This is a genomic window from Kribbella sindirgiensis (genome assembly GCF_004331435.1).
Taxonomy (GTDB): Bacteria; Actinomycetota; Actinomycetes; order Propionibacteriales; family Kribbellaceae; genus Kribbella; species Kribbella sindirgiensis.
Genome location: NZ_SJKA01000010.1, coordinates 85394 through 108481, shown reverse-complemented (window position 1 = coordinate 108481; position 23088 = coordinate 85394). Strand labels below are relative to the sequence as shown.

Annotated in this window: 27 protein-coding genes; 6 read left to right on the top strand and 21 right to left on the bottom strand. The window is 69.6% G+C overall.

Features of this window, described 5'->3' with window-relative positions; all coding sequences use genetic code 11:
* Positions 1–41 precede the first annotated feature (41 nt).
* Positions 42–1154 carry a cytochrome P450 gene (locus E0H50_RS26780; protein ID WP_131293285.1) on the top strand — a complete coding sequence of 371 codons (1113 nt, stop codon included), beginning with the start codon at positions 42–44 and terminating at the stop codon, positions 1152–1154.
* On the opposite strand, the gene E0H50_RS43130 is transcribed toward E0H50_RS26780, so the two are convergent.
* The 3 genes from E0H50_RS43130 to E0H50_RS26770 all read right to left on the bottom strand — a co-directional run bounded on the left by E0H50_RS43130 (position 1138) and on the right by E0H50_RS26770 (position 2645).
* Complete coding sequence (locus tag E0H50_RS43130) at positions 1138–1311, bottom strand: hypothetical protein (protein ID WP_165547313.1); 174 nt, start codon at positions 1309–1311, stop codon at positions 1138–1140. The two genes, E0H50_RS26780 and E0H50_RS43130, sit on opposite strands and share 17 nt — an antisense overlap.
* Positions 1312–1378: 67 nt before the next feature.
* Positions 1379–1828 carry a hypothetical protein gene (locus E0H50_RS26775; protein WP_131293284.1) on the bottom strand — a complete coding sequence of 150 codons (450 nt, stop codon included), beginning with the start codon at positions 1826–1828 and terminating at the stop codon, positions 1379–1381.
* A gap of 40 nt (positions 1829–1868) precedes the next feature.
* Positions 1869–2645, bottom strand: a complete 777-nt coding sequence (locus E0H50_RS26770; protein WP_131293283.1) for a sulfite exporter TauE/SafE family protein — start codon at positions 2643–2645, stop codon at positions 1869–1871.
* Positions 2646–2751: 106 nt separating this feature from the next.
* Between E0H50_RS26770 and E0H50_RS26765 the strand changes: the two genes are divergently transcribed.
* The 3 genes from E0H50_RS26765 to E0H50_RS26755 are packed head-to-tail and all read left to right on the top strand — an operon-like array spanning position 2752 to position 5194.
* Positions 2752–3552, top strand: coding sequence for a GNAT family N-acetyltransferase (locus E0H50_RS26765; protein ID WP_131293282.1), 801 nt, complete (start codon positions 2752–2754; stop codon positions 3550–3552).
* Positions 3553–3590: 38 nt separating this feature from the next.
* Positions 3591–3977 carry a YciI family protein gene (locus E0H50_RS26760; RefSeq protein WP_131293281.1) on the top strand — a complete coding sequence of 129 codons (387 nt, stop codon included), beginning with the start codon at positions 3591–3593 and terminating at the stop codon, positions 3975–3977.
* Entirely contained in the window at positions 3977–5194 is a 1218-nt protein-coding gene (locus tag E0H50_RS26755; protein WP_131293280.1) for an RNA polymerase sigma factor, read from the top strand. Before E0H50_RS26760 ends, E0H50_RS26755 begins: the two co-directional genes overlap by 1 nt.
* Here E0H50_RS26755 and E0H50_RS26750 read toward each other — a convergent pair.
* From E0H50_RS26750 to E0H50_RS26715, 8 genes are all read right to left on the bottom strand, one after another.
* A complete protein-coding gene (locus E0H50_RS26750) occupies positions 5158–6546 on the bottom strand; it encodes an FAD-binding oxidoreductase (RefSeq protein WP_131293279.1) in 1389 nt (462 codons plus the stop codon). The genes E0H50_RS26755 and E0H50_RS26750 overlap by 37 nt on opposite strands.
* 144 nt (positions 6547–6690) lie before the next feature.
* Entirely contained in the window at positions 6691–8454 is a 1764-nt protein-coding gene (locus tag E0H50_RS26745; protein WP_131293278.1) for a proline--tRNA ligase, read from the bottom strand.
* A gap of 89 nt (positions 8455–8543) precedes the next feature.
* Entirely contained in the window at positions 8544–8912 is a 369-nt protein-coding gene (locus E0H50_RS26740) for a DoxX family protein (protein WP_131293277.1), read from the bottom strand.
* 37 nt (positions 8913–8949) lie between these two features.
* A complete protein-coding gene (locus E0H50_RS26735) occupies positions 8950–9774 on the bottom strand; it encodes a GNAT family N-acetyltransferase (protein WP_131293276.1) in 825 nt (274 codons plus the stop codon).
* A gap of 126 nt (positions 9775–9900) precedes the next feature.
* Complete coding sequence (locus E0H50_RS26730; RefSeq protein WP_165547312.1) at positions 9901–11154, bottom strand: MFS transporter; 1254 nt, start codon at positions 11152–11154, stop codon at positions 9901–9903.
* An 18-nt stretch (positions 11155–11172) separates the two neighbouring features.
* The gene (locus E0H50_RS26725) at positions 11173–11655 is read right to left on the bottom strand and encodes a GNAT family N-acetyltransferase (RefSeq protein ID WP_131293274.1); all 483 of its coding nucleotides are present in this window, start codon (positions 11653–11655) and stop codon (positions 11173–11175) included.
* Positions 11652–12284 carry a VOC family protein gene (locus tag E0H50_RS26720; protein ID WP_131293273.1) on the bottom strand — a complete coding sequence of 211 codons (633 nt, stop codon included), beginning with the start codon at positions 12282–12284 and terminating at the stop codon, positions 11652–11654. Before E0H50_RS26720 ends, E0H50_RS26725 begins: the two co-directional genes overlap by 4 nt.
* Positions 12281–12445 carry a ribbon-helix-helix domain-containing protein gene (locus tag E0H50_RS26715; protein ID WP_131293272.1) on the bottom strand — a complete coding sequence of 55 codons (165 nt, stop codon included), beginning with the start codon at positions 12443–12445 and terminating at the stop codon, positions 12281–12283. The genes E0H50_RS26720 and E0H50_RS26715 overlap by 4 nt, the downstream gene beginning before the upstream one ends.
* A gap of 55 nt (positions 12446–12500) precedes the next feature.
* Between E0H50_RS26715 and E0H50_RS26710 the strand changes: the two genes are divergently transcribed.
* Complete coding sequence (locus E0H50_RS26710) at positions 12501–12863, top strand: VOC family protein (RefSeq protein WP_131293271.1); 363 nt, start codon at positions 12501–12503, stop codon at positions 12861–12863.
* On the opposite strand, the gene trxA is transcribed toward E0H50_RS26710, so the two are convergent.
* From trxA to E0H50_RS26660, 10 genes are all read right to left on the bottom strand, one after another.
* Positions 12860–13198, bottom strand: coding sequence for a thioredoxin (gene trxA, locus E0H50_RS26705; RefSeq protein ID WP_131293270.1), 339 nt, complete (start codon positions 13196–13198; stop codon positions 12860–12862). The genes E0H50_RS26710 and trxA overlap by 4 nt on opposite strands.
* The gene (locus tag E0H50_RS26700; RefSeq protein WP_131293269.1) at positions 13173–13559 is read right to left on the bottom strand and encodes a MerR family transcriptional regulator; all 387 of its coding nucleotides are present in this window, start codon (positions 13557–13559) and stop codon (positions 13173–13175) included. Before E0H50_RS26700 ends, trxA begins: the two co-directional genes overlap by 26 nt.
* 70 nt (positions 13560–13629) lie before the next feature.
* Positions 13630–15240, bottom strand: a complete 1611-nt coding sequence (locus E0H50_RS26695; RefSeq protein ID WP_131293268.1) for a thiamine pyrophosphate-binding protein — start codon at positions 15238–15240, stop codon at positions 13630–13632.
* Entirely contained in the window at positions 15237–16013 is a 777-nt protein-coding gene (locus tag E0H50_RS26690) for a cyclase family protein (protein ID WP_131293267.1), read from the bottom strand. The genes E0H50_RS26695 and E0H50_RS26690 overlap by 4 nt, the downstream gene beginning before the upstream one ends.
* 119 nt (positions 16014–16132) lie before the next feature.
* Entirely contained in the window at positions 16133–16681 is a 549-nt protein-coding gene (locus E0H50_RS26685) for a nucleosidase (RefSeq protein WP_131293266.1), read from the bottom strand.
* Positions 16682–16721: 40 nt separating this feature from the next.
* Positions 16722–17603, bottom strand: a complete 882-nt coding sequence (locus E0H50_RS26680; protein ID WP_131293265.1) for a trypsin-like serine protease — start codon at positions 17601–17603, stop codon at positions 16722–16724.
* Positions 17604–17737: 134 nt separating this feature from the next.
* Positions 17738–18886 (bottom strand): flavodoxin-dependent (E)-4-hydroxy-3-methylbut-2-enyl-diphosphate synthase, encoded by a 1149-nt coding sequence (ispG, locus tag E0H50_RS26675; protein ID WP_131293264.1) that lies wholly within the window; start codon positions 18884–18886, stop codon positions 17738–17740.
* Positions 18887–18902: 16 nt separating this feature from the next.
* Complete coding sequence (locus E0H50_RS26670) at positions 18903–20210, bottom strand: M50 family metallopeptidase (RefSeq protein WP_131293263.1); 1308 nt, start codon at positions 20208–20210, stop codon at positions 18903–18905.
* Entirely contained in the window at positions 20207–21418 is a 1212-nt protein-coding gene (gene dxr / locus E0H50_RS26665; RefSeq protein ID WP_131293262.1) for a 1-deoxy-D-xylulose-5-phosphate reductoisomerase, read from the bottom strand. The genes E0H50_RS26670 and dxr overlap by 4 nt, the downstream gene beginning before the upstream one ends.
* 42 nt (positions 21419–21460) lie before the next feature.
* Complete coding sequence (locus E0H50_RS26660; RefSeq protein WP_131293261.1) at positions 21461–22393, bottom strand: FHA domain-containing protein; 933 nt, start codon at positions 22391–22393, stop codon at positions 21461–21463.
* On the opposite strand from E0H50_RS26660, the gene E0H50_RS26655 reads away from it, so the two are divergent.
* Positions 22374–23069 carry a type 1 glutamine amidotransferase gene (locus E0H50_RS26655; protein ID WP_165547311.1) on the top strand — a complete coding sequence of 232 codons (696 nt, stop codon included), beginning with the start codon at positions 22374–22376 and terminating at the stop codon, positions 23067–23069. The genes E0H50_RS26660 and E0H50_RS26655 overlap by 20 nt on opposite strands.
* Positions 23070–23088 lie beyond the last annotated feature (19 nt).

The window sequence follows — 23088 nt, the reverse complement described above, 5'->3', positions numbered from 1 at the left end:
AATACCAGTTGGGTCAATGGTATTACACCTAGGCTGATCCTGTGGTGACCGTCGAAGAGCTCACAGCCGACCCGCATCCGGCCCTCGCGCAGATCCGTCCGGTCGGGTGGGTGGAGGCGCTGAACAGCTGGGTCGTCAGTTCGCGCGCGCTCGCGATCACCGTGCTGCGCGATCCGGAGACGTTCACGGTCGACGATCCGCGGTTCTCGACCGCGCAGGTGGTCGGCCCGTCGATGCTGTCCCTGGACGGGAACCCGCACAAGGCGCATCGCGATCCGTTCGAGTCGCCGTTCGGCCTGGCCGAGACCCGCCGCCGCTTCACCGGCCCGGTCCAGCAAACCGTCGACGGACTGATGGCTGCTCTCGAACAACCTGCTGATCTCCGCACGGGGCTGGCGGGGCCGTTGTCCGTGGCGGTCGTAGCGCTCTCGCTCGGGCTTCCACCGGCGTCGGCGTCGACGGTGCTCGAGTGGTACACGGCGATCTCCGAGTCCGTGTCCGGTGTCTCGGCCGGGCGTCCGGTGACCGTCGAGGGCGCGGCGGCGTTCGCCGAGCTGCACAAACATGTTGCCGCGGGCATCGACTCGTCGGACTCCCTGGTCGCCGCGGCCGCGCACGCGGGGCTCGGCGTGGACGAAGTCGTCGCGAACGCCGCCGTCCTGATGTTCGGCGGGATCGAGACCACCGAGGGCATGATCACCAACGCGCTCTGGCACCTCCTGACGCATCGCGACCAGCTCGATCTGGTGCTGGCCGACCCGTCGCTGCTGCCGAACGCGATGGAGGAGTCGCTCCGCCTCGAACCGGCCGCGGCCGTCGTCGACCGCTACGCGACCCGCGACCTCGAGCTCGCGGGCCGGCCGATCCGTCGCGGCGACATGGTCACCGTGTCACTCGCGGGCGCGGGTCGCGATCCCGAGGTGTTCGAGTCGCCGGACGACTTCGACGTACGGCGGGCCAACGCCCGTCGCCACCTCGCCTTCGCCAGCGGACCGCACATCTGTCTCGGTATGCACCTGACCCGCCTCGAAACGCTCGTCGCCCTGGAGGCGGTACTGAAACTCCCCGGGCTCCGGCTGGCCGCGGACTCGCCTCCGCCGCGCGGCCTGGTCTTCCGGAAGCCGTCGGCGTTGCGGGTCAGCTGGGACGCGTGAGGACGAGCGTCGTCGCCGGGTAGACCGGCATCGCCCGATCGGGGTCCCGCTCCGCGTCCGCGGCGAACCTGGCGAACCCGGCCTCGATCTCGTCCGCCGGAAGATGCTCGAACGTCGACAGGAACATCAGCACCGCGTCAACCGATGCCTCAGGCAACGGAATGTCCTCGGCCCGCGACGTACACACTGCCCATCCGACCGTTGTAGTCGACCATGCTGCGAGGTTATCCGTCTTGGCCGAGCATCACCGCGAAGGAGAGGAGGGCCGCTAGCACTGCCAGGACGGCGGCGGCGTACGCGAGGATGGTCGTGGAGCGCGCGAAGGTGCGGCCGCTGGGCCTGTCACGTGCCTCCTTGCGGACCGTGTGGGCACAGCGAACAGCCGCGATGGCGACCAGCAGGCCCGGTATGGGTTGGAGCAGGAAGGCGGGCGCGTCGAACTGGGGATCCGAGTACGCCAGGTCGTACATCGTCGTGAAACCGGCCCAGATCGCCAGCGGCGTCGACAACGCGAGCAGCACGGCCGCCGGGGCGGCCGGCACCCAGAGCGGCCCGTCGGCGTTCGAAGGATTCAGCCACGCCCCGCCGCGGCGACGGCTCGCCGCGAGCACGGCCGCCAGCCCGAACGCAACCAACCCGATGAACGACCACAGAGCGACGTTGTCCCGTTGCATGGTCCCCACTTCCCCCACCGCCTACGGTACCGACGCAGGCTCAGGCGAAGAAGACGTCGTACGCGAGGCGCAGGATCAGCGCCGAGACCACGACCAGGAAGATCACCCGCACGAACTTGCTGCCGCGCGCGACCGCCGTCCGGGCGCCGAGCAGGCCGCCGAGCATGTTGGCGGCCCCCATGATCAGACCGAGCCGCCACAGCGGTGCGCCGCTGAGCGCGAACACCGCGATCGCGCCCAGATTCGTGGCCACGTTGGCGATCTTCGCCTTCGCGCTCGCCTGCAGGAAGTTGTACCCGAGCAGACCGACCAGCGCGAAGATCAGGAACGACCCGGTCCCCGGTCCGACCGCGCCGTCGTAGAACCCGATCAGTACGCCGACGCCACTGGCCGCGAGGTAGTGGTCGCGGCCGTCGAACCGCAGCGCGGTCCGGGCGCCGAGGGACGGTTTCATCGCGGTGTAGATCGCGACCGCGACGAGCAGGACCAGCACGATCGGCTTGAACCACGACATCGGGATCCTGGTCGCCACCAGTGCGCCGGCGGCGGCGCCGAGCCCGGCCAGGATCGCCATCGGCAGCACGGTTTTACGGTCCGGACGCACCTTCACACCGAACGTGACCGCGCTGGTCGCCGTACCGAACAACGACGAGATCTTGTTGGTGGACAGGATCTGCGCCGGCGATGCGTTCGGCAGTCCGAGCAGCATCGCGGGCAGTTGCAGCAACCCGCCACCGCCGACCACCGCATCGATCCAGCCGGCCGCGAAGGCGGCGATCACCAGCAACAGCAACGTCAGCAACGAGACATCAGGCACAGCGGCAAGTCCTCACGCCCCGATGATCCGGTAAGGGCGTAGTACGGCTCAACCCTTACGCCGTCGAGTGAGAGACAAACCACGTTTGCGGTGCGACAGTGAGCCCATGGCGTCCTCGATCCTGCCGCCGGAGGGTGAGACCCTCGCCACCGGCTGGGAGCCGGACCTCGCGCCGGCCGATTCGCTGATCCGCCAGGCGGTGCTCGTGCACGCGTCCTGGGCGGTCGATGCCGCCCGCCGGGCCGGCAAACCCTGGTACGAGAGCGACACGTGGGCCGGCGGGATCCTCGGTGAGCGCGGTGCGCTGACGAACTGGGTCGTGCCGAAGCAGCCTGTCGACCCGGCCGGGATCGTCGCCGAGGTCGCGCGGGAGCTGCCCGGCGACGCGCCGTACCTGTTCGTCAGCGCCTGGCCGGCCGGCGACCTACGCGGGTCGGGACTCGCGCTGGCCGGGCACCCGCCGCTGATGCTCCGGCTCCCGCAGATCACGACCACTCCCCCGGCGACCGATCTCGCAGTCCGCCAGGTGACGGACGCCGACGGACTGGCCGACGCCGAGCGGGTGCTCGTCGAGGGCTACCCGCTGCCGGAGCTGCAGCCGTTCCGGGCCGGCGCCGTCTACGTGCCCTCCTTCCTCGACGGCTCGGCGGTCTGGGTCGGGTACGACGGCGACGTACCGCTGGCCACCGCGACGGCGCACAGCGCGGCCGGCCTCACCGTCGTCGAGAACGTCGCCGTCATGCCCGCGGCCCGCGGTCGCGGCGCCGGCGCAGCCGTCACGTGGGCAGCCACCACGGCGTACCCGGATCAGCCGGCGGTCCTGATCGCGTCCGACGACGGCCAGCCCGTGTACCAGCGCCTGGGCTATCTGCGCGTGGAGCGGTGGACCGTCTGGGTACGCCCCTGACACCTTGGCTCTGACACCTCGTCCGGGAGAATGGCGGGGTGAAGTTTCTACTGCTGATCCACAACAATCTCGAGGCGCTCAAAGGATTCACCGAGCATCAACTGGTGGAGATGTCCGGTGGGCGGGAGCACGTCGCGACGCTCGCCCGCGACCTGCTGAAGAGCGGTGAGCTGGTGTCGGTCCTCGGGCTGAACGAGCCCGGCGAGGAGAAGGACGTCCAACTGGTCGCCGGTACGCCGGTGATCTCCGACCGGCCGTTCCTGGAGACGAAGGAGTACCTGGCGGGCGCGATGGTGCTGAACTGCGCGTCGGTGGAGCGGGCACTGGAGATCGCGGCGCTGATCCCGCTGGCGCAGTTCCGGCGCGTCCAGCTGCGGGAGATCCGGCTCGACCAGGACGATTTCCTGGCGGAGCTCGCCGAGTAGTGAGTGAACTCGAGGCGGCGATCCGGGCGGCGGCGCCGCGTGCGCTGGCCGCGCTGGTCCGGCGGTACGGCGTGTTCGACCAGTGCGAGGACGCGGTGCAGGAGGCCCTGCTCGAAGCGTTCGTGCAGTGGCGCGCGAACGGCGTACCCGAGCAGCCGATCGGCTGGCTGATCAGCGTCGCAGCGCGGCGGATGATGGACGGCTGGCGGCGGGACAACGCACGCCGGCAGCGCGAGCTGAACGACTATCTGCGCGCGCCGGCCGAACAGTACGACCCCGAGGACTACCACGAGGACGCCGACGACACGGTTCGGCTGCTGGTGCTGTGCTGTCACCCGGAGCTGACGCCCGCGTCGCAGATCGCGCTGACGTTGCGGTCGGTGGGCGGCCTGACCACGGCCGAGGTCGCGGCCGCTCTGCTCGTCAGCGAGACCACCGTTGCGCAACGCATCAGCCGCGCGAAGCGACAACTCAAGGACGCCCGGTTCGAGCTGCCGACGGCCGCTGAGTACGACGTACGGATGCGCGCCGTACTGCAGGTGCTCTACCTGATCTTCAACGAGGGGCACACGGCCAGCGCCGGCGACTCGTTGCAGCGCGTGGATCTGGCCGAGGAGGCGTTGCGGATCACGCGACTGCTCCACCAGGCCGTCAACGGACCGGGTGAGGTGACCGGGCTGCTGGCGCTGATGATCCTCACCCACGCCCGCCGGGACGCACGCACCGGGCCCGGCGGCAACCTCGTCCCCGCCGACCGACAGGACCGATCCCGCTGGTACGCCGGGGAGATCGCCGAAGGCACGCAGCTGGTCGAGGAGACACTGCGCTCCGGAGCCGTCGGCCCGTACCAACTGGAGGCGGCGATCGCGGCCGTGCACAGCGAGGCCGACTCGGTCGAGACCACCGACTGGGAACAGATCGCCGGCCTCTACCGGATCCTCGAGAAGATCGACCCGAGCCCGATGGTGACGCTCGGGTCCGCGGTCGCCGTCGCGATGACCGAAGGCCCGGACGCCGGGATCGCGATCGTCGAAGGTCTCGCCGGCGACCGGTACCTCGGCGACCACCACCGCCGGCTGTCGGTCCTCGCCCATCTCCACGAGCTCGCCGGCCGCACGGACCTGGCCCGCTCCAACTACCTGGCGGCACTGGAGCGGACCCGGAACACGGCCGAGCAGAACTACCTCCGCGACCGCATCGCCCACCTCATCAGGTGACGGCGGCCGCCGGTCCATTCCGGGCGCGGCGGCACGCTCAGCGGTCCGCGGAACACGTGCCCCGGATCGACCGACTGCTTCAGGGCGGCCAGCCTGGTGCGGTGCTGCTCCGGGAAGCAGCTGTCCAGATCGGCGTCGGTCGGGTTCGACAGGAAGTTCAGGTAGGCGCCGTTCGGCTCGAGCGCCTTCCACAGCGCGTCGAAGTCCTTGGGCTGCTGGGTGCCCTGCTGTTCGGGCGTTCCCATCAGCACCGAGTTGACCATGAACCGCGCGTCCCGGTGCGCGAACGCAGTCGCGTCCGCCGGCATCGCGCCGTACGCACCGCCGAGTGCGCGGATCTCCATCGCCATCCCCGGGATCCGCCGGCGCGCGGCGAGCAACTGGTCGGCCGGCAGTTCGTTGAAGAAGCCGTTGCGGATCCTGGGCCGCCAGTCCGCGGGCATCTCCATCGCCGTGAACACGTCGGCGTACGGGACCTCGGTCACGTTGTCGGTGAGCAAGGACCCGAGCTGCCGCAGCGGCTCCAGGACCTCGTCGCGCCGCGCGACGTCTCCGGCGACACACACCGCGATCGCGACCGGCACCTGGCCGTCAGCCATCATGGTCGGCGCCAACTGCAAGGACGACGTGAGCTCCTCGGGCGCGGTCGTCATGTACTCCGCCCAGCCCTCCAGCACCTGCGCCGCGTGCATCCACGGGTACAGCAGCGTGCCGAAGTGCACCGTCGGTTGCCGTACGGCCGTGATGTCGTACGACGTGACCACGCCGAGGCTGCCCGCGGCGCCACGGAGGCCCCAGAACAACTCCGGTTCCGTGGCGGCGTCGACCCGGCGGACCGAACCGTCCGCGGTGACCACCTCCGCGGAGACCACGTTGTCGATCGCCAGCCCGTGCTTGCGGACCATCCAGCCGATGCCGCCGCCCGCCATCAACCCGCCGACACCGACGCTCGCCGTGTCGCCGGACGAGATCGCCAGGCCGACCTTGCCGAGCCGCGCGGCGACCCGTCCCCAGGTGGCGCCGGTGCCGATCCGCACGACGTCGTCCGGCAGCACCCTGACCTCGTCCATCGGCCGTACGTCGATCACGACGCCGCCGTCGTTCGTGCCGAACCCGGCCGAGTGGTGCCCGCCGCTGCGGACCGCGATCGGGAGGTCGTGCGTCTCGGCGTACTTCAACGCCGTCACCACGTCGTTCACGCCCGCGCACCGCACCACCACCCGCGGCCGCCCCACGGCCGTCATCACCCGCCCGGCCTCCGGGTAGCCGGCGTCCCCGTCCGTGAGCACCTCCCCCACGACGGCCGCACGCAACTCGTCAAGCCCGCCCTGGGCCACTACAGATTCCGTCATCGCCAACTCCCTAACTCCCGGACGCCCCCTCAGGCGTCACACCCCGGGATCGGAGCCGATCGACGGTCCTCGACATCACCTGCCGAAGAAAAACAATCCGGCCCCGCCCCCTGCGAGGGGAACGGGGCCGGATGAGCCGATCGGTCAGCCGCGGACCGCGGCGACCAGGTGGTCGACGACGTCCGCGACCGGGACGTCCGCACGGTCGCCGGTACGGCGGTCCTTGACCTCGATCGTGCCGTCGGCGAGGCCCTTGCCGACCACGGCGATGGTCGGTACGCCGATCAGCTCGGCGTCCTTGAACTTCACGCCGGGCGACACCTTCTCGCGGTCGTCGTAGATCACCGTCAGGCCCCGGGACTCCAGCTCCGCGGCCAGCTCGGCGGCCTTCGCGAACAGCTCCTTGTCCTTGCCGGTGGCCACCAGGTGGACGTCGGCCGGCGCGATCTCCCGCGGCCAGACCAGGCCGAGCTCGTCGTGGTTGCCCTCGGCGATCGCGGCCACCGCGCGGGTCACGCCGACGCCGTACGAACCCATGGTGACCGTGACGAGCTTGCCGTTCTGGTCGAGGACCTTGAGGTCGAGCGCGTCGGCGTACTTGCGGCCGAGCTGGAAGATGTGGCCCATCTCGATCCCGCGCGCGGTCGCCAGCACACCCGAACCGTCGGGTGCCTGGTCGCCGTCGCGGACCTCGGCGGCCTGGATCGTCCCGTCCGCGGTGAAGTCCCGGCCGTGCACCAGGTTGACGACGTGGAACCCGGACTTGTCCGCACCGGTCACCCACGCGGACCCCTCGGCCACGCGCGGGTCGAGCAGGTACCGGATGCCGGAGGTGTTGTCCTTGCCGAGCACGCCCGGGCCGATGTAGCCCTTCGCGAGCGACGGGTACTTCTCGAAGTCGGCCTCCTCGAAGGCGACCACCTCGGCCGGCTCGACCTGCGCGCCGAGCCGCTTCTCGTCGATCGCGCGGTCGCCGGGGACGCCGATCGCGAGCGGCTCGCGGGCGCCGTCCGGGTGCACCAGCATCACGAGCACGTTCTTCAACGTGTCCGCGGCGGTCCACTCGCGGCCGTCGGTACGCGCGTGCTTGGCGTTCATCGCCTCCACGAGCGTGTCGATGGTCGGCGTGTCCGGGGTGTCCACGACCTCGGCGGCCGGTACGCCGGAGGCGTCGATCGCGGGTGACTGCGGCACCACGACCGCCTCGACGTTGGCGGCGTACCCGCCCGGGGAACGGACGAAGGTGTCCTCGCCGTTCTCCGCGATCGCCAGGAACTCCTCGGACCGCGAGCCACCCATCGCGCCGGACATCGCCTGCACGATCACGTAGTCGAAGCCGAGCCGGTCGAAGATCTTGATGTACGCCTCGCGGTGCTTCTCGTACGACGCGGCGAGACCCTCGTCGTCGACGTCGAAGGAGTACGAGTCCTTCATCACGAACTCGCGTCCGCGCAGCACCCCGGCCCGCGGCCGCGCCTCGTCGCGGTACTTGTTCTGGATCTGGTAGATCGACAGGGGAAGGTCCTTGTACGACGAGTACAGGTCCTTCACGACCAGGGTGAACATCTCCTCGTGCGTGGGGCCGAGCAGCATGTCGGCGCCCTTGCGGTCCTTCAGCCGGAAGATGTTCGGCCCGTACTCCGTCCAGCGGCCGGTGGCCTCGTAGGGCTCGCGGGGCAGCAGCGCCGGGAACACCAGCTCCTGCGCTCCGATCGCGTCCATCTCCTCACGGACGATCCGCTCGACGTTCCGCAGCACCCGCAGGCCGAGCGGCAGCCAGGTGTAGATACCGGGCGCGGCCCGCCGGATGTAGCCGGCGCGGACGAGCAGCTTGTGGCTCGGGACCTCCGCGTCCGCCGGGTCCTCGCGAAGGGTGCGGAGGAACAACGACGACATACGCAAAATCACGGGAGTCTCCAAGCGTGCAAAATCGAAAAACAGGACGTCACAGAGGATATCTGCCCGCCGGACCTGCTCCCACCACGTTGTCCACAGGGTCAGCGCGACTCGCGGGCGGCCTTCAGCGCCCAGCGGATCAACGGGATCTGCATCGGCAACCGCGCGTACGCGATCGTCAGCGCCGTCCGGGACCCCTTCTTCCGCAGGTCGGCGGCCATCTGGACGTTCGCCGGGAAGACCGCGACCAGCAGCCCGGCGCCGGCCAGTCCGGCGAGCCGCCGGGTCCGCGGGTGCAGCAGTCCGGCCGCGCAGGCCAGCTCCGCCGCCCCGGACAGGTACACGAGCTCTTTCTTCCGGGGCAGCGGTTTCGGCACGATCTGCTCGAACGGCTCCGGCTTCACGAAATGCAGAGTGCCGAGAACGCCGAACAGAACGGCCAAGCCGGTGGTGCTCTTGCTCCGCGACATGCGCCGGAGCTTACCCGACGGTAAGAACAGAGCCGGATCAGAACAGGATCGTCGCGAACGTCTCGATCGTCCGGAACCCGACCCGCTCGTACGCCGCCCGCGCCGGCAGGTTGAAGGCGTTCACGTACAGCGTCACGACCGGGGCGATCTGCCGGGCCAGCTCGACCACCGCCGCCATCCCGGGCGCGGCCAGCCCGCGGCCGCGGTACTCCGGATCCACCCACACGCCCTGGATCTGGCACACACCCGTTCCGACCGAACCGACCTCGGCCTTGAACACGACCCGCCCGTCCTCGATCCGCGCGAACGCACGCCCGGCCCGGATCAGCTCCGCGACCCGCGACCGGTAGAACGTCCCGTCCGGCCCGGTCTGCGGCGGTACGCCGACCTCCTCGGTGTACATCGCCACGCACGCCGGGTACAGGATCGGCAGCTCGACCGGCTCCACCGCGCGGACGAGCGGATCCGGCGCGATCCCCGGCGGCCCTTCGATCACCATGAACGGCTGGTCGTCGCGCACCTCACGGGCCGGTCCCCAGTGCGGCTCGAGAATCTGCCACAACTGGTCGACCGCGCGGGCCGGCCCGAGGATCTGGAAACAGTTCCGCCCCCGGCGCATCGCGTACGCCGCGAACGCCCGGAGCGCCGCGTCGCCGGCGCCGACCGGCACCATGTTCCCGCCCGCGTGGCACAGGGCCTCGAGCGCGCCGTTCTCGACGTACCCCCAGACCTCCGCACCGCGCCGCGGGTCGAGTCCGGACGCCTGCACCAGGCTGTCCACGAACACGTTCACCACCGGATCACGGGCGATGACCGCGCGCGCCGCCGCGAGGTCACGAGGACCGAGAACCCGTACGCCCACGCGCAGAACTTAGCGGATGATCACGCCGCAGGCATGCAATGGGTTGCAGACCGCGCCGATTCCGGACGCCCACCACTCATCAACCCGGCTCCGCCAACCCCAGCGGACGCCTCCTGAGCGTGCCGCCTACTGGACGTCGGCGGTTGATGAGTGCTGCAGGTCCGCCGACCGCAGCGGAGACGTCCAGGCGAAGACCACGCCGGCGCAACCGAACAACCCCATCAGCACCATCCCGGTCCGCGGCCCCAACGCGTTGCCGAGCAACCCGCCGACGACCGACCCGAGCGTCCACCCGACCCCCCAGGACAGCATCCGGCCCGCTGTGTTGACCCGGCCGAGCAGGTTCTCCGGCGTGACCTGCTGCCGGTACGACACCGCGTTCACGATCACCAGCACGTACGCCGAGCCCCAGACCAGCAACGCCAGCGAGGCCACGATCCAGTTCGGCGACAACGGCGAGAGCACACCGAGCAGCGCCGACACCGGCAACGCGTACAGCGTGATCGCCGCCGGCGGCATCCGCTTCAGCAGCCGCGGGAGGCTGAGCGCAGCGATCAGTCCGCCGATCCCCCACACGCCCCAGACCAGCCCGAAGCGGAGTCCCGACGTACCGATGTCCAGGACGCGGTCGCACCACACCACGATCAGCGCCATGAACCCGCCGCCGGCGAACGACTGCACGCTGCCGATGATCGTCATCGTGCGCACCCCGGCGTGCCGGACCAGGAAGCGCAGACCGTCACCGATGTCGTTCAGGATCACCTTCGGCCGCAGCGGCGGCTGCCCGTCGCGGGACTCCGACATCGCCCGCACGATCCCGCGGACCGCGAACGCGGACGCCGCGAAGCTGAGCGCATCGAGCGTGAGCAGACTGGCCGGATCGAGGACGGCGAGGAGCAGACCGGTGGCCGGCGGGACGAGCAACTCGATCAGGCTGGACGCCGTCCAGACCGCGGAGTTCGCCTGCGCCACTCGGGCACGGCCGACAAGGACGGGCAGCGCGCCGAAGTTCGCGCCGTCGAAGAACGTGTAGACGGCCTGCACGGTGAACGCGACGATCAGCACCTGGACGACGGTGAGCACGCCGAGCAGATGCGCGACCGGCACCGACCCGACCAGCACCGCGTTGACGGCGTCCGCGGTCACCATCGTGCGCCGCCGGTTCCAGCGGTCGGCCAGCGCGCCGGCGAACAGACCGGTCAGCAGGTACGGCGCGGACTCCAGCGCGGTCACCACCGCGGTCAGCACCGTCGACCCACTCAGCCGGTAGACGAGCACCGGCAACGCGATCGCCGTCACCATCGACCCGGTGATCGACAGCGCACGAGCCAGCCAGTACCGCCGGAAATCCGGATCGTCGCGCAGACGCCCTGTTGTCATGTGGCGCATCCTGCACGTTCAGGTCCGGTCGAGGTCAAGACTCATCCACATCAATTCGACACCGAGGTCCCGGTCGGGCGTCCGCTCTGACTCGGTGAACCCTTGTGAGCGGTAGAAGCCGATCGCCTGCTCGTTCGCGACGAGCACGTCCAGCAGGAGTTCCGGCGTACCTTCCGGCAAGGCCGCGATCGCCGCGTCCAGGAGGGCCTTTCCGACGCCTTTGCCCTGATGATCGGGCAGCACGTAGAGCTTCCACATCACCCAGAAGTCGTCCTCGCGGCCGAGCCCGGTCATGCCGACGAGTTCGTCGCCGTCGACCGCAACCAGCGTGATGCCGTTCTTGATGCCGTACTCGACGACCTGCGTCGACCACCACTGGGCGAGGCCGTCGGCGATGAACTCGTCGGACACCAGCCCGGCATAGGCCACCGGCCAGGTCGTGAGGCCGATGTGCCTGATCGCGTCGACATCGTCCGGCGCGGCACGACGTACGACGATCATCCGTGCACCACCACGAGCCGGCCGTCCGGGTCCTCGATCTCCAGACCGGATTCGGTCCGCGATCCGCCGGCGCGGGCCTGCACGTCGTCGAGGTCCTCGGACGTGGTCAGGTCGAGCCGTACGGCGAAGTCTCCGGCCGCCGGCCCGAAGCGGACCGCCTCCCGCACACCGATCGCGCCGAGGAACCGCTGCCAGGGCGCCTCGTCCGCTCCGGTCAGGTACGGCGTGACCGACCAGCGATCGTCCGGGCTGGCGTTGTGCAGCTTGTACCCGTACAGGTCGTCGTTGCGCTCGTCGACCCAGATCACCACACCCTCAGGACCGCTGACCGACAACACCCGGCCATATGCCTCGTCGAACACCGTCGCGTCGACGAACCCCACCTGCTCCAGCCGATCCTTCAACTCGTCGAGCTTGTCCGCCTCGAACGACAACGTCGTCTGGCCCGGCTGCCCGCCCGTGGAACTCGACGCCGCGTCGTGCAACGCGACCATCCCGCGACCGGCCACCATGTCGACCCATCCCCCGCGCTCGGACTCGATCCGCGACCGCAGCCCCAGCGTCTCCAGGAACGCCCGCATCGCCTCGACGTCCGCCGTGAACCGCAACGGCCTGATCACTGTGCTCATCCTCGCGCCTCCCCATGCTTGTCGAGATACTCCCCCAGCGCCTGCTCGACGAGCGCGGACAGACTCGCCCCGTCGTCGATCGCCTTGTGCTTCACCCGCCGCACCAGCTCCGGCGGCAGATACACGTTGAACTGCACCTTCTTGCCGCTAGCCTCCACCATGGCTATATTGCTAGCATCCTAGACAGCAAGTCGTCAATCTTCAGGGAGCCCGACGATGAACCTCCGCCTCGACCACCTCGGCCTACTGACGGACAGCCGCGCGAAGAACCAGGAGATCGCCGACTTCTTCACCGGAGTCCTCGGTCTGGAAATCTGCGGCGACGCCGGCGACGGGTACGCCGAGGTGAAGGCCGGTGCGATGACGATCGCGCTGCACACCGGCGCGATGGTCGACGACTTCGGCGCGCACGGCGGGACCCTGCTGCACTTCAGCAGCGACGACGTACGCGCCGACGTCGAGGAGATCCGCGGCCGCGGAGGCAAGATCGCGCTCGAACCGACCGACGCCGCCTGGGGCACGATCGCCTACATCGCCGGCCCGCAGGGCGTACTGGTGGAGCTCTGCAGCGCGAACTAGCCGACCGCGGTCAGCAGCGCCTCGTCGATGTCCTTCAGGAGTTTGGCCTTCGGGCGGGCGCCGACGACGGACCAGATCATCTCGCCACGGTGGAACAGGATCAGCGTGGGCAGCGCCATCACCCGGTAGCGGGCGGCGATCGCCGGGTTCTCGTCGGAGTTCAGCTTCAGCACGGTCAGCTGATCGTTGCGCTCGGCACCGATCTGGGCGAGGACCGGGGCGATCTGGTGGCACGGCGGGCACCACTGCGCCCAGAAGTCCACCAGTACGGGCTTCGCGGAGCGCAGTACCAGCTCGTCGAAGGTGTTCTCATCCACACTCAGCAGGTCGGCCATCGTTCGTCCTCCAGGATTCGGCATCGGTCAGGAGGTCGGTCAGCCGCGCCCGCAGATCGGTCAGTTCGGCGATCCGCCGGTCCACTTCCTCGATCCGGCTCCGGTACGCCGTCAGCGACGCGGGGCACACGTCCGCGCGTGCGTTCCCGGCCCGCAGGCACTCGATGAACGGGTACGTCTGCTCCGCGGTCAGCCCGAGGCTCAGCAACGCCTTCACCTCACGCACCACGACCACGTCGTCCGGCTCGTACGACCGGTACCCGTTGGCCTCCCGGCGCGGCTTGAGCAGTCCCTGCGCCTCGTAGTACCGCACCGCCTTGACCGTCACACCGGCCTCGGCCGCCAGATCGCTGATTCGCATCCCGCCTCCTTCACCCCGACGCTAAACCTTGCCCCCAGGGTCAAGGTCAAGCCAGGATATGCCGGATCCTTCAGTGCCCGCGGAACGCTTCCTCGAGCCACCACGACGGGTGCTCCGCGACGACCTTGGCGTCCACGAGCATCGGCGCCGACCGCGGCCCGTTCAGCCAGTCCTCGACCGCGGTCAGATCTTGGGCCGTGCGCACGGTCGCCGCCTCGAAGCCGTATCCCCGCCCGATCGCCGCGATATCCGTCGGCGGGAACGTCACCGTCTCCAGCGGATGCCCGCCCGGACCGAAGTGGTGTACCTCGGCGCCGTACGCCTCGTCGTTGTACACGACCACCAGCATCGGCAGGCCGAGCCGGCGTACGGTGTCGAGCTCCGCGGCGCTCATCAGTGCACCGCCGTCACCGAGTACCGCGACCGGCAGTCGATCCGGCTGCGCCAGCGCGGCACCGATCGCGGTGGCCAGCCCGAGCCCGATCGACTGGAACGCCTGAGTGAAACAGAACCCGTTCTCGTCCGGCACCGACAGGCACACGCTCGGGTAGCCCATGAAGTTGCCGGAGTCGACGGCGATCACCCGTTCGGCGGGGAGGAGGTCGTCGAGTGCGATGCTCAACGTCCGCGGGTCGATCCGCTCCCCCGTGCTCTCGTCGTCGAACGCAACATCCCTCCACCGCACGCTTCCAAGCTCGTCGGTGCGATAACCCACTTGCTGCTCGCCGTACGACGCGAGAGCGAGCTTCGCGGTGAGCTCGACGTCGCCTGTGACGCCCAGCTGGATCTCACGATGCGCACCGAGCGCGGACGGGTCGTCGTCGACCTGCACCACCGTCGCGTCGGGTCCGATCAGCTGCCCGTGCCGCATCGTCCACATGTTCAGCGCGCAGCCCCAGCCGACGACGAGGTCGGCGCCCCGGATCAGTTCAGCGGTACGGGGCGAGGCGAAGCCGCCGGAGATGCCGAGATCCCAACGGTTGCCGTGGAACAGGCCGTGCGCGACGGCCGACGTCGCGAGCAGCGCGCCGCACTGTTCCGCCAGCTCTTCAAGGGCGTGCCGACATCCACGGGAGCCGCGGCCCGCGACGAACACCGGCCGCTCCGCGCGCCGCAGGAGGTCGGTCAGCGCGGCGACCTCGGCCGCCTCCGGTACGAGGGGATCGCGTGAAGGCAGCGGTTGCGTCACCGGCTCCGCGGACTCCAACGCCTGCAGGGAAAGCGGAACATTCAGCAGTACCGTACGGCGTTCGCGTACCGCTGTCGCCACCGCTGCGTGGGCCTCCGCGGCCGCCGTCTCCGCCGAGGTGATCCGCGCCGGCACCGCGCCCACCGAACGGGCGAGCGCGTCCTGGTCGACGTAGAAGTTCGACCGCGGCTCGGTGACCTCCGCCGCGACCACGAGCATCGGCGTACGGCTCTTCGCCGCCTCGGCGATCCCGGTCATCGCGTTGGTGAGACCGCATCCCTGATGGACCGACAGCGCGGCGACCGTGCCGCTCATCCGTGAGTACGCGTCCGCCATCGTGGCCGCGCCGCCCTCGTGCCGCGCGGCGACGAACCGCGCACCGGCGGCCACCATCGCGTTCGTCAGGTGGAAGTTGCCGGAGCCGACCACGCCGAACACCTGGCGGACGCCCGCCGCCGTCAACGCCCGGCCGACGGCGACCGCGACGTTCATCCGCGTTCGACCAGTGCGAGCACCCGGGCGGGCGAGCCGGAGCCGCCGACGATCGGCAGCGGCCCGGCGATCACCACGGCGCCGGTCGGCGGCAGCTCGGCGAGGTTCTGCAACTGGGTCAGGCCGTACTTGTCGCTGCCCATCAGGTACGAGTGGCACGGGAACGGCGGATCGAACGAGTGCGCCTTCCCCGCGTCGGTCCCGACCGTCTCGACGCCCAGGCCGAGTACGGGCGACTCCTCCGCGACCCATCGTGCGCACTCGGGCGACAGGCCGGGCGTGTGCGGTCCGTTCTCGTCGGCGTTCAGGAACGCCTCCTGCGAATGCGACCGCGCATCCCATCCCGTACGGACGAACAACCAGCCACCGGCCGGCAGCGGGACGTTGTCCGCCTCCCACGCCTTGAGGTGGTCGACCTCGACGAGGAAGTCGGGATTCTTCTCGACCTCGGCAGTGAAGTCGAGCACAACGGCCGGCGCGATCAGCCGCCGCGCCGGCACCGACGCCACATCGGCCAGATCCTTGCCGGTCACCCAATGGTTCGGTGCGTCGAAGTGAGTACCGGTGTGCTCGCCACTGGTGAAGTTGTTCCAGTACCAGCCCGGCCCGCGATCGTCGTACCTGCTGATCTCCTCCAACGCGAACGACGCCGTCTGCCCGAACTCCGGCGGCAACTGAATCACCGGAGTCGCAGCAGACAACGGCGACGTCAGATCCACCACCTCAACCGCCCCATCGGCGAGCGCCGCAACCAGCCCCGACAAAACCGACATACAAACCTCCAGCCGAGTCCCTCACGAACCCCTGACGCTAGGCCGCCACCCCAGACCCCGTCCAGAATGCGCCATATGCACCTGGGGATCTTCCCGCGAGGTCGCCGTGCTCGAATGGCTCAGCGAGCGTTCTCGCTGACCCACTCGCCCAGCACCTTTGCGCTGGCGTCTACGAGGGCCGGCCAGTCGAGGGCTGCCTCGTCTGCTGAGTCCGATACGTGCTTCACGACGCGGACGGGTACGCCGTACTCCTGGCACGCGTAGACGACGCCGTACGCCTCCATGTCCACCAGGTGCGCCCGCTCCGCCAACCGCGCCCGTACGACGGAATCCGTCACGAACACGTCCCCCGACGCCAGGACCGTCCCGTCCCCACCCGCAACCTGCAGCTCATCACGTGGATCCAGCCCGATCGCCCGGACCGCGTCCGCGTTCACGTCGTGGTTGAGGACCGTGCTCGGCAGGTACAACCCGGAGAGCCCGTCCCGCAGCGCCCCCGTCGTACCGACGTTCAGCACCACCAGCTCCGTCGTATCCCGTTCCGCCAACGCCCGCGCGGTAGCGACCGCGGCCGCCGTCTTGCCCACGCCGGTGACGACGACCGGCAGCCCTTCCGGTACGTAGCGAGCTTCCGCGCGGATCGCGCTGACGATGAGGTAACTGGTCACCCGCCGAAGCGTAGCCGGCGGGTGACCGCAGCTCCCGCGATCAGGGAAGGTTGACGTACGGCGCGAGGAACGACCGCGCCGACGGGGTGTCGGTCCGGTACACGACGTTCGTCGCGTAGCAAGGCGTGTCGCCGGTGATGGTGGTCGCCGCGAGGATGCGCTTGCCGTTCAGCGTGACGAAGTTCGGGCCGCCCGAGTCGCCGTAGCAGGCGCCGCCGTTGCCCTGCGGCGCGGTCATCGCGAGCCGGACCCAGGTCTTGTTCAGCGCGTCGAAGTCGACCGGCGCCTTCATCCGCACACCGCCGCCCGGGTGCGTCTGGCCGCCCGGACCGTTGACCGCCTCCTGCGTGCCGTAGCCGACGACCAGCCAGGACGCGGCGTCGAGCGCGCGGCCGCCCAACTGGTCCAGCTGACCCGCGGTCGGCAGCGTGGCCGGTGTGAAGCTCCAGACGTCCGCGGGATCGGTCGCGCGGTTCGCGAAGTCGATCACGCCGATGTCGTGCGCGTCGGCCGAGGTGCCCGGGTACGCCGGGTCCTGATGGGTGTCGCCCTCCACCGCGTGGTGGTTCGCGACGAACCAGGCGGCGGTCTGCGCGGGCGTCAGCCCCTGCGCCGCGGCGTTGTCGAGGAGCGTCTGGACGTCCTGGTCGAGCGACACGTAGAACTTGGTACCGGCCGGCCAGTCGTCCGTGCAGTGCGCGGCCGTCAGATAGGTGTCGCGGTCCACCATCGTGCCGCTGCACACCCAGTCGAACCGGTCCGGTACGCCGTCGCCGGTGTTGTCCCACAACGCCACGAACGCCCCGACCTCGGTCCGCTCCGGCGCCGGAGTCGCGTTGTACGAGTTGATGGCCGCCGCCGGCATGGTGGACGCACACACCGCCGCACCGATCGCCAGCACGGCCAGAATCTTCTTGCGCATGGAACCTCCCAGAGGGCACGACCTGCGGGCACAGTACGCCCGCACCTACCCCCGGAGAATCCCCGGCAACCCCAACGGCCCCACGTCAGAGGAAACCCTTCGCAGCGTGGGGCTGCCCCTTCGCGCCGGCAGGATCAGCTGACGGTGACGGTGGGTTCGGTGCCTTCGGTGGGTTCCATCTGCTCGGCGATGCGCATCGCCTCTTCGATCAGGGTTTCGACGATGGCCGACTCCGGGACCGTCTTGATGACCTCGCCCTTGACGAAGATCTGGCCCTTGCCGTTGCCGGAGGCTACGCCGAGGTCGGCTTCGCGGGCCTCGCCGGGGCCGTTGACGACGCAGCCCATGACGGCGACGCGGAGCGGGACCTCCATGCCCTCGAGGCCGGCGGTGACCTGCTCGGCCAGGGTGTAGACGTCCACCTGGGCGCGGCCGCAGGACGGGCAGGAGACGATCTCGAGCTTGCGCTCGCGCAGGTTCAGCGACTGCAGGATCTGCAGGCCGACCTTGACCTCCTCGACCGGCGGCGCGGACAGCGAGACCCGGATCGTGTCGCCGATGCCCTTGGACAGCAGCGCACCGAACGCGACCGACGACTTGATCGTGCCCTGGAACGCCGGCCCGGCCTCCGTGACGCCGAGGTGCAGCGGCCAGTCGCCGCGCTCGGCGAGCATCTCGTAGGCCTGCACCATCACGACCGGGTCGTTGTGCTTGACCGAGATCTTGAAGTCGTGGAAGTCGTGCTCCTCGAACAGCGACGCCTCCCAGACGGCCGACTCGACGAGCGCCTCGGGCGTCGCCTTGCCGTACTTCTCCAGCAGCCGCTTGTCCAGCGAGCCCGCGTTCACCCCGATCCGCAGCGACGTACCGTGGTCCTTCGCGGCCTGCGCGATCTCCTTGACCTGGTCGTCGAACTTGCGGATGTTGCCCGGGTTCACCCGTACGGCGGCGCACCCGGCCTCGATCGCCGCGAACACGTAGCCCGGCTGGAAGTGGATGTCGGCGATCACCGGGATCTGCGAGTGCTGCGCGATCTCCGCCAGCGCGTCGGCATCCTCCTGCCGCGGGCACGCGACCCGGACGATGTCGCACCCGGCCGCGGTCAGCTCGGCGATCTGCTGCAGCGTCGTGTTCACGTCGTGCGTCTTGGTCGTCGTCATCGACTGCACCGAGACCGGCGCGTCGCCGCCGACGAGCACCTTACCCACCTTGATCTGGCGGGTCTTGCGGCGCGGCGCGAGGGTGGGGGGCGGCAAGGCAGGCATGCCGAGGTTGATGCTCATGTTTCCTAACCGTTGACTATCCGTTGAACAGCTTGATGGGGTTCACGATGTCGGCGATGACGAGCAGCACGCCCATCACCACGATCACACTCGCCGCGACGTACGCGATCGGGAGCAGTTTGGCCACGTCGACGTACCCGGGGTCCGGCCGGCCGAACAGCTTGGCGAGGCCGCGCCGGATACCTTCCCAGATCGCGCCGATCATGTGACCGCCGTCCAGCGGCAGCAGCGGGATGAAGTTGAACAGGGCGAGGAACAGGTTCAGCGAGGCGAGCAGCAGGATCAGGGTGGCCGCCTTCGCGCCGACGTTCAGGTCGCTGGCGGCGATCTCGCCCGCGACCCGGCTGGCGCCGACCACGCTCATCGGGCTGTCCTGGTCCCGCTCGCCGCCGACGATCGATTTCGCGACGCCGACCAGCTTCTCCGGGAACCGGCCGAGGGCCTGGACGGTGCTGACCGTGTAGCCGCCCATCTTGTCGAGCGCGTACCCGACGCTCTGCCGCTCGACCTTGCTCTCCGGCGAGACCCCGAGGAACCCGACCGACACGTACTTGTCCGACCCCGGCTTGTCCAGGACCTGGTTGATGATCGTGCTGGTCTTCAGCGTCAGCTGCTGACCGTTGCGCTCGACAACGATCGTGGCCGGCTTGTCGGTGTTCGCCCGGATCAGCGGCGTCAGCTGGTCCCAGCTGGTGATCGTGGTGCCGTTGAACGCGACGATCTTGTCACCGACCTGGAACCCGGCCTGCTTGGCCGGCGAGACCTTGTCGCCGTCCTGGCACTTGCGGTTCGCGGACGCCTGGTCGGCCGGGATCACGCAGTCGGTGACGGTGGAGATCGTGGTCTGCGCGACGCTGTCGCCGTAGATCGTGAACAGCCCGGTGAACAGCACGACCGCGATCAGCACGTTGACCAGCGGCCCGGACGCCATCACGATCAGCTTCTTCCACCACACCTTCTGGTAGAACAGCCGGCCGTTGTCCTCGGGCGCGATCGTCTCGTACTCCGCGGTGCGCGCGTTCTCGACCATCGACTGGATCGGGCCGGTGTTGGCCTTCCGCACCTTCGTCGGGTCCTGGCCCTTGGCGGGCGGCATCATCCCGATGATCCGGACGAAACCGCCGGCCGGGATCGCCTTGATGCCGTACTCCGTCTCGCCGCGTTTCGTCGACCAGATGGTCCGCCCGAAGCCGACGAAGAACTGCGTGACCTTCATCCCGAACGCCTTGGCCGGGAGCATGTGGCCCAGCTCGTGCAGCGCCACGGAGATCAGCACCCCGACAACGAAGAGCACGATGCCGAGGGTCGTGAGAAGCACACTCATGCCTGCTGGGTCTCCTGTACTCCGGTGATCTCCCGGGCCCGCTGTCGGGCCCACGCGTCCGCGGCGAGCACGTCGTCGACGGACAGTTCCTCATACGAGGGTACGTCGTGATCGGTCACCACCCGGGCCACCGTGTCGACGATCCCCGTGAACGGCAGCCGGCCGTCCCGGAAGGCCTGCACGCAGACCTCGTTCGCCGCGTTGAAGACGGCCGGAGCAGTCCCGCCGCGGGTCCCCGCCTCCCGGGCCAGCTGGACCGCCGGGAACGCCGCGTCGTCGACCGGCTGGAACGTCCAGGTGCTCGCCTCGGCCCAGTTCCACGGCGGCGATGCGTCCGGTATCCGGTCAGGCCAGCCCAGCGCGAGCGCGATCGGCACCGTCATCGTCGGTACGCCGACCTGCGCGATCGTGGAGCCGTCGACGAACTCGACCATCGAGTGGATCGCCTGCTGCCGGTGGACGACCACGTCGATCCGGTCCATCGGGATCCCGAACAGCAGGTGCGCCTCGATCAGCTCGAGCCCCTTGTTGACCAGCGTGGCCGAGTTGATCGTGACCACCGGCCCCATCGCGAAGTTCGGGTGGTCCAGGGCCTGCTCGACGGTCACGGCCTCCAACTCGCTCCGCGGCCGGCCGAGGAACGGGCCCCCGCTCGCGGTCAGCAGCAGCTTGCGGACCTCGTCCGGCGTACCGCCGCGCAGGCACTGGGCGATCGCGCTGTGCTCGGAGTCGACCGCGACGATTTGGCCCGGTTTCGCCCGCCGCGTGACGATCGGCCCGCCGATCACCAGCGACTCCTTGTTGGCGAGCGCCAGCGTGTTCCCGGCGTCCAGCGCGGCCAGCGTCGCGTGCAGACCGACCGACCCGTTGATGCCGTTGAGGACTACGTCACACGGCAGCGCCGCGAGCTCGCCGGCGGCGTCCGGCCCGGTGACGATCTTCGGGATCCGGAACTCGCCCTGCGCGTACCCCTTCCGCTGCGCCTCGGCGTAGAACGCCAGCTGCAGGTCCTGCGCGACCGTCGCCTTGGCCACCGCCACGACCTCGACGCCGAACTCGAGCGCCTGCTCCGCGAGCAGCGCGACGTTGTCGCCGCCGGCGGACAGGGCCAGGACGCGGAAGCGGTCCCGGTTCCGTCCGATCAGCTCGAGCGCCGTGGTACCGATCGAGCCGGTGGAGCCGAGGATGACGACGCTACGCGGGTTCACGGCGCCATTGTTCCAGGTCAGGGCACGGATCAGGGGCACGGGTCAGGCGAGCAGGAGCCGGAACGGGAGCGCTCCGAGCCGGATCTCGTCCCCGTGGGTCACCATCGCGGTCTCGATCGGTACGCCGTTCACCAGCGTCCCGTTGGTCGACCCCAGGTCCCGCAGCTCGTAGCTGGTCGCGTCGATGCGCAGCAGCTCCGCGTGATGCCGGCTGACGTCCGGGCGGTCGAGGATCAGGTCACAGTCCGGTGCGCGGCCGATCCGGGCCAGGTCGAGCAGCGGTACGACGTCACCGTCCACCCCGACCAGTGCGGGCTGTGGACCGGTCTCCAGGGCTTCTGCGATCTCCGTCACGCCGGCGGTCCGGATCGACAGCGAAACGATCAGGTCGTCGCCCTTGTCCACGTGCAGGTTGTGCTGAGCGCCGTACCCCTGCAGCAGGTCGCCGTACTCGTCGATGACCACAGCGGAGACGTGGTAGTACCCCGGCGGCAGCTGTGCGTACGCCGCCGCGCCGAGCGAGGTCGTCAGTACTACGGCGTCGTACTCGCGGTGGGTCACGTCGGTGATCGTGATCAGGACGGGACTGTTGGCCGTGAGATGGGCCTCGGCGCCGGTGTCACCCGGCGTGAACTCGACTGTGATCAGCGGAGCCGGCCGGAACTCGTCCAGGCCGACCAGTCGCCCCACGGCCGGCACGGTGCCGGTCGGAATGGCCAGCGGGACGTACTGCCCGTGTGACCGCACCAGTAGGTCGAGCTGCGGCCGCGGCCACCCGTTGCGGCGGGCGAGCAGGTACGCGCTGACCATGCCCTTGCTGAAGATGAAGGCCACATCTCCGACAACAGCCCGCACGAATCCGCTGACAGGTTCCATCGACACCCCCAGTGCATCAGTATCCCGGAATCCCTCCTCCGGTACGCCGCAGCTCGGTGTGCCGCCGTACCGTGGCCGGGTGACTTCTGTGCTGATCATCAAGAACGACCGTGACAGCGGTCCTGGCCGGTTGCTGGAATGGCTGGACGCCCGGAGTATCTCTCCAGTCGTCGTCCGGGCCTGGGACGGTGAACCCGTACCCGGGAGCGTGGACGGTCATGCGGGGCTCATCCTGCTCGGCGGCGGCATGCTGCCGGACGAGGACGAACGGTCGCCGTGGCTGCCGGCAGAGCGTGCACTACTGCGTCAGGCGCACGGACAGGTACCTGTGCTCGGCATCTGTCTCGGGGCGCAGTTGCTGGCGCATACGTTCGGCGGGGAGGTGCAGGGAAAGTACGGGCAGCCTGAGAAGGGTGTGACCTCGCTGACGGTGCTCCCGGCCGGTGCGGACGACGTACTGCTGGCTGGTCTGCCGTCGACGCTGCGGGCCGTGGAGAGTCACCAGGACCAGATCACCCGGCTGCCATCCGATGCTGTGCTGTTGATGTCGAGCGAGCGCTGCACGAACCAGATGCTGCGACTGGGGCAGCAGAGCTGGGGCGTGCAGTTCCATCCGGAGGTGGAAGCGGAGCGGGTACGGCGGTGGTCGCCGGACCGACTGCAAGCTCTCGGGTTCGACCCGGACACCGTGGTGGCGGACGCGGACCGGTACGCCGTCGAACTGGAGAAGACGTGGTCGACAGTGGTGGAGCGGTTCCTGTCACTCGTCGCCTGATGCGGCGGTTACCTTACGG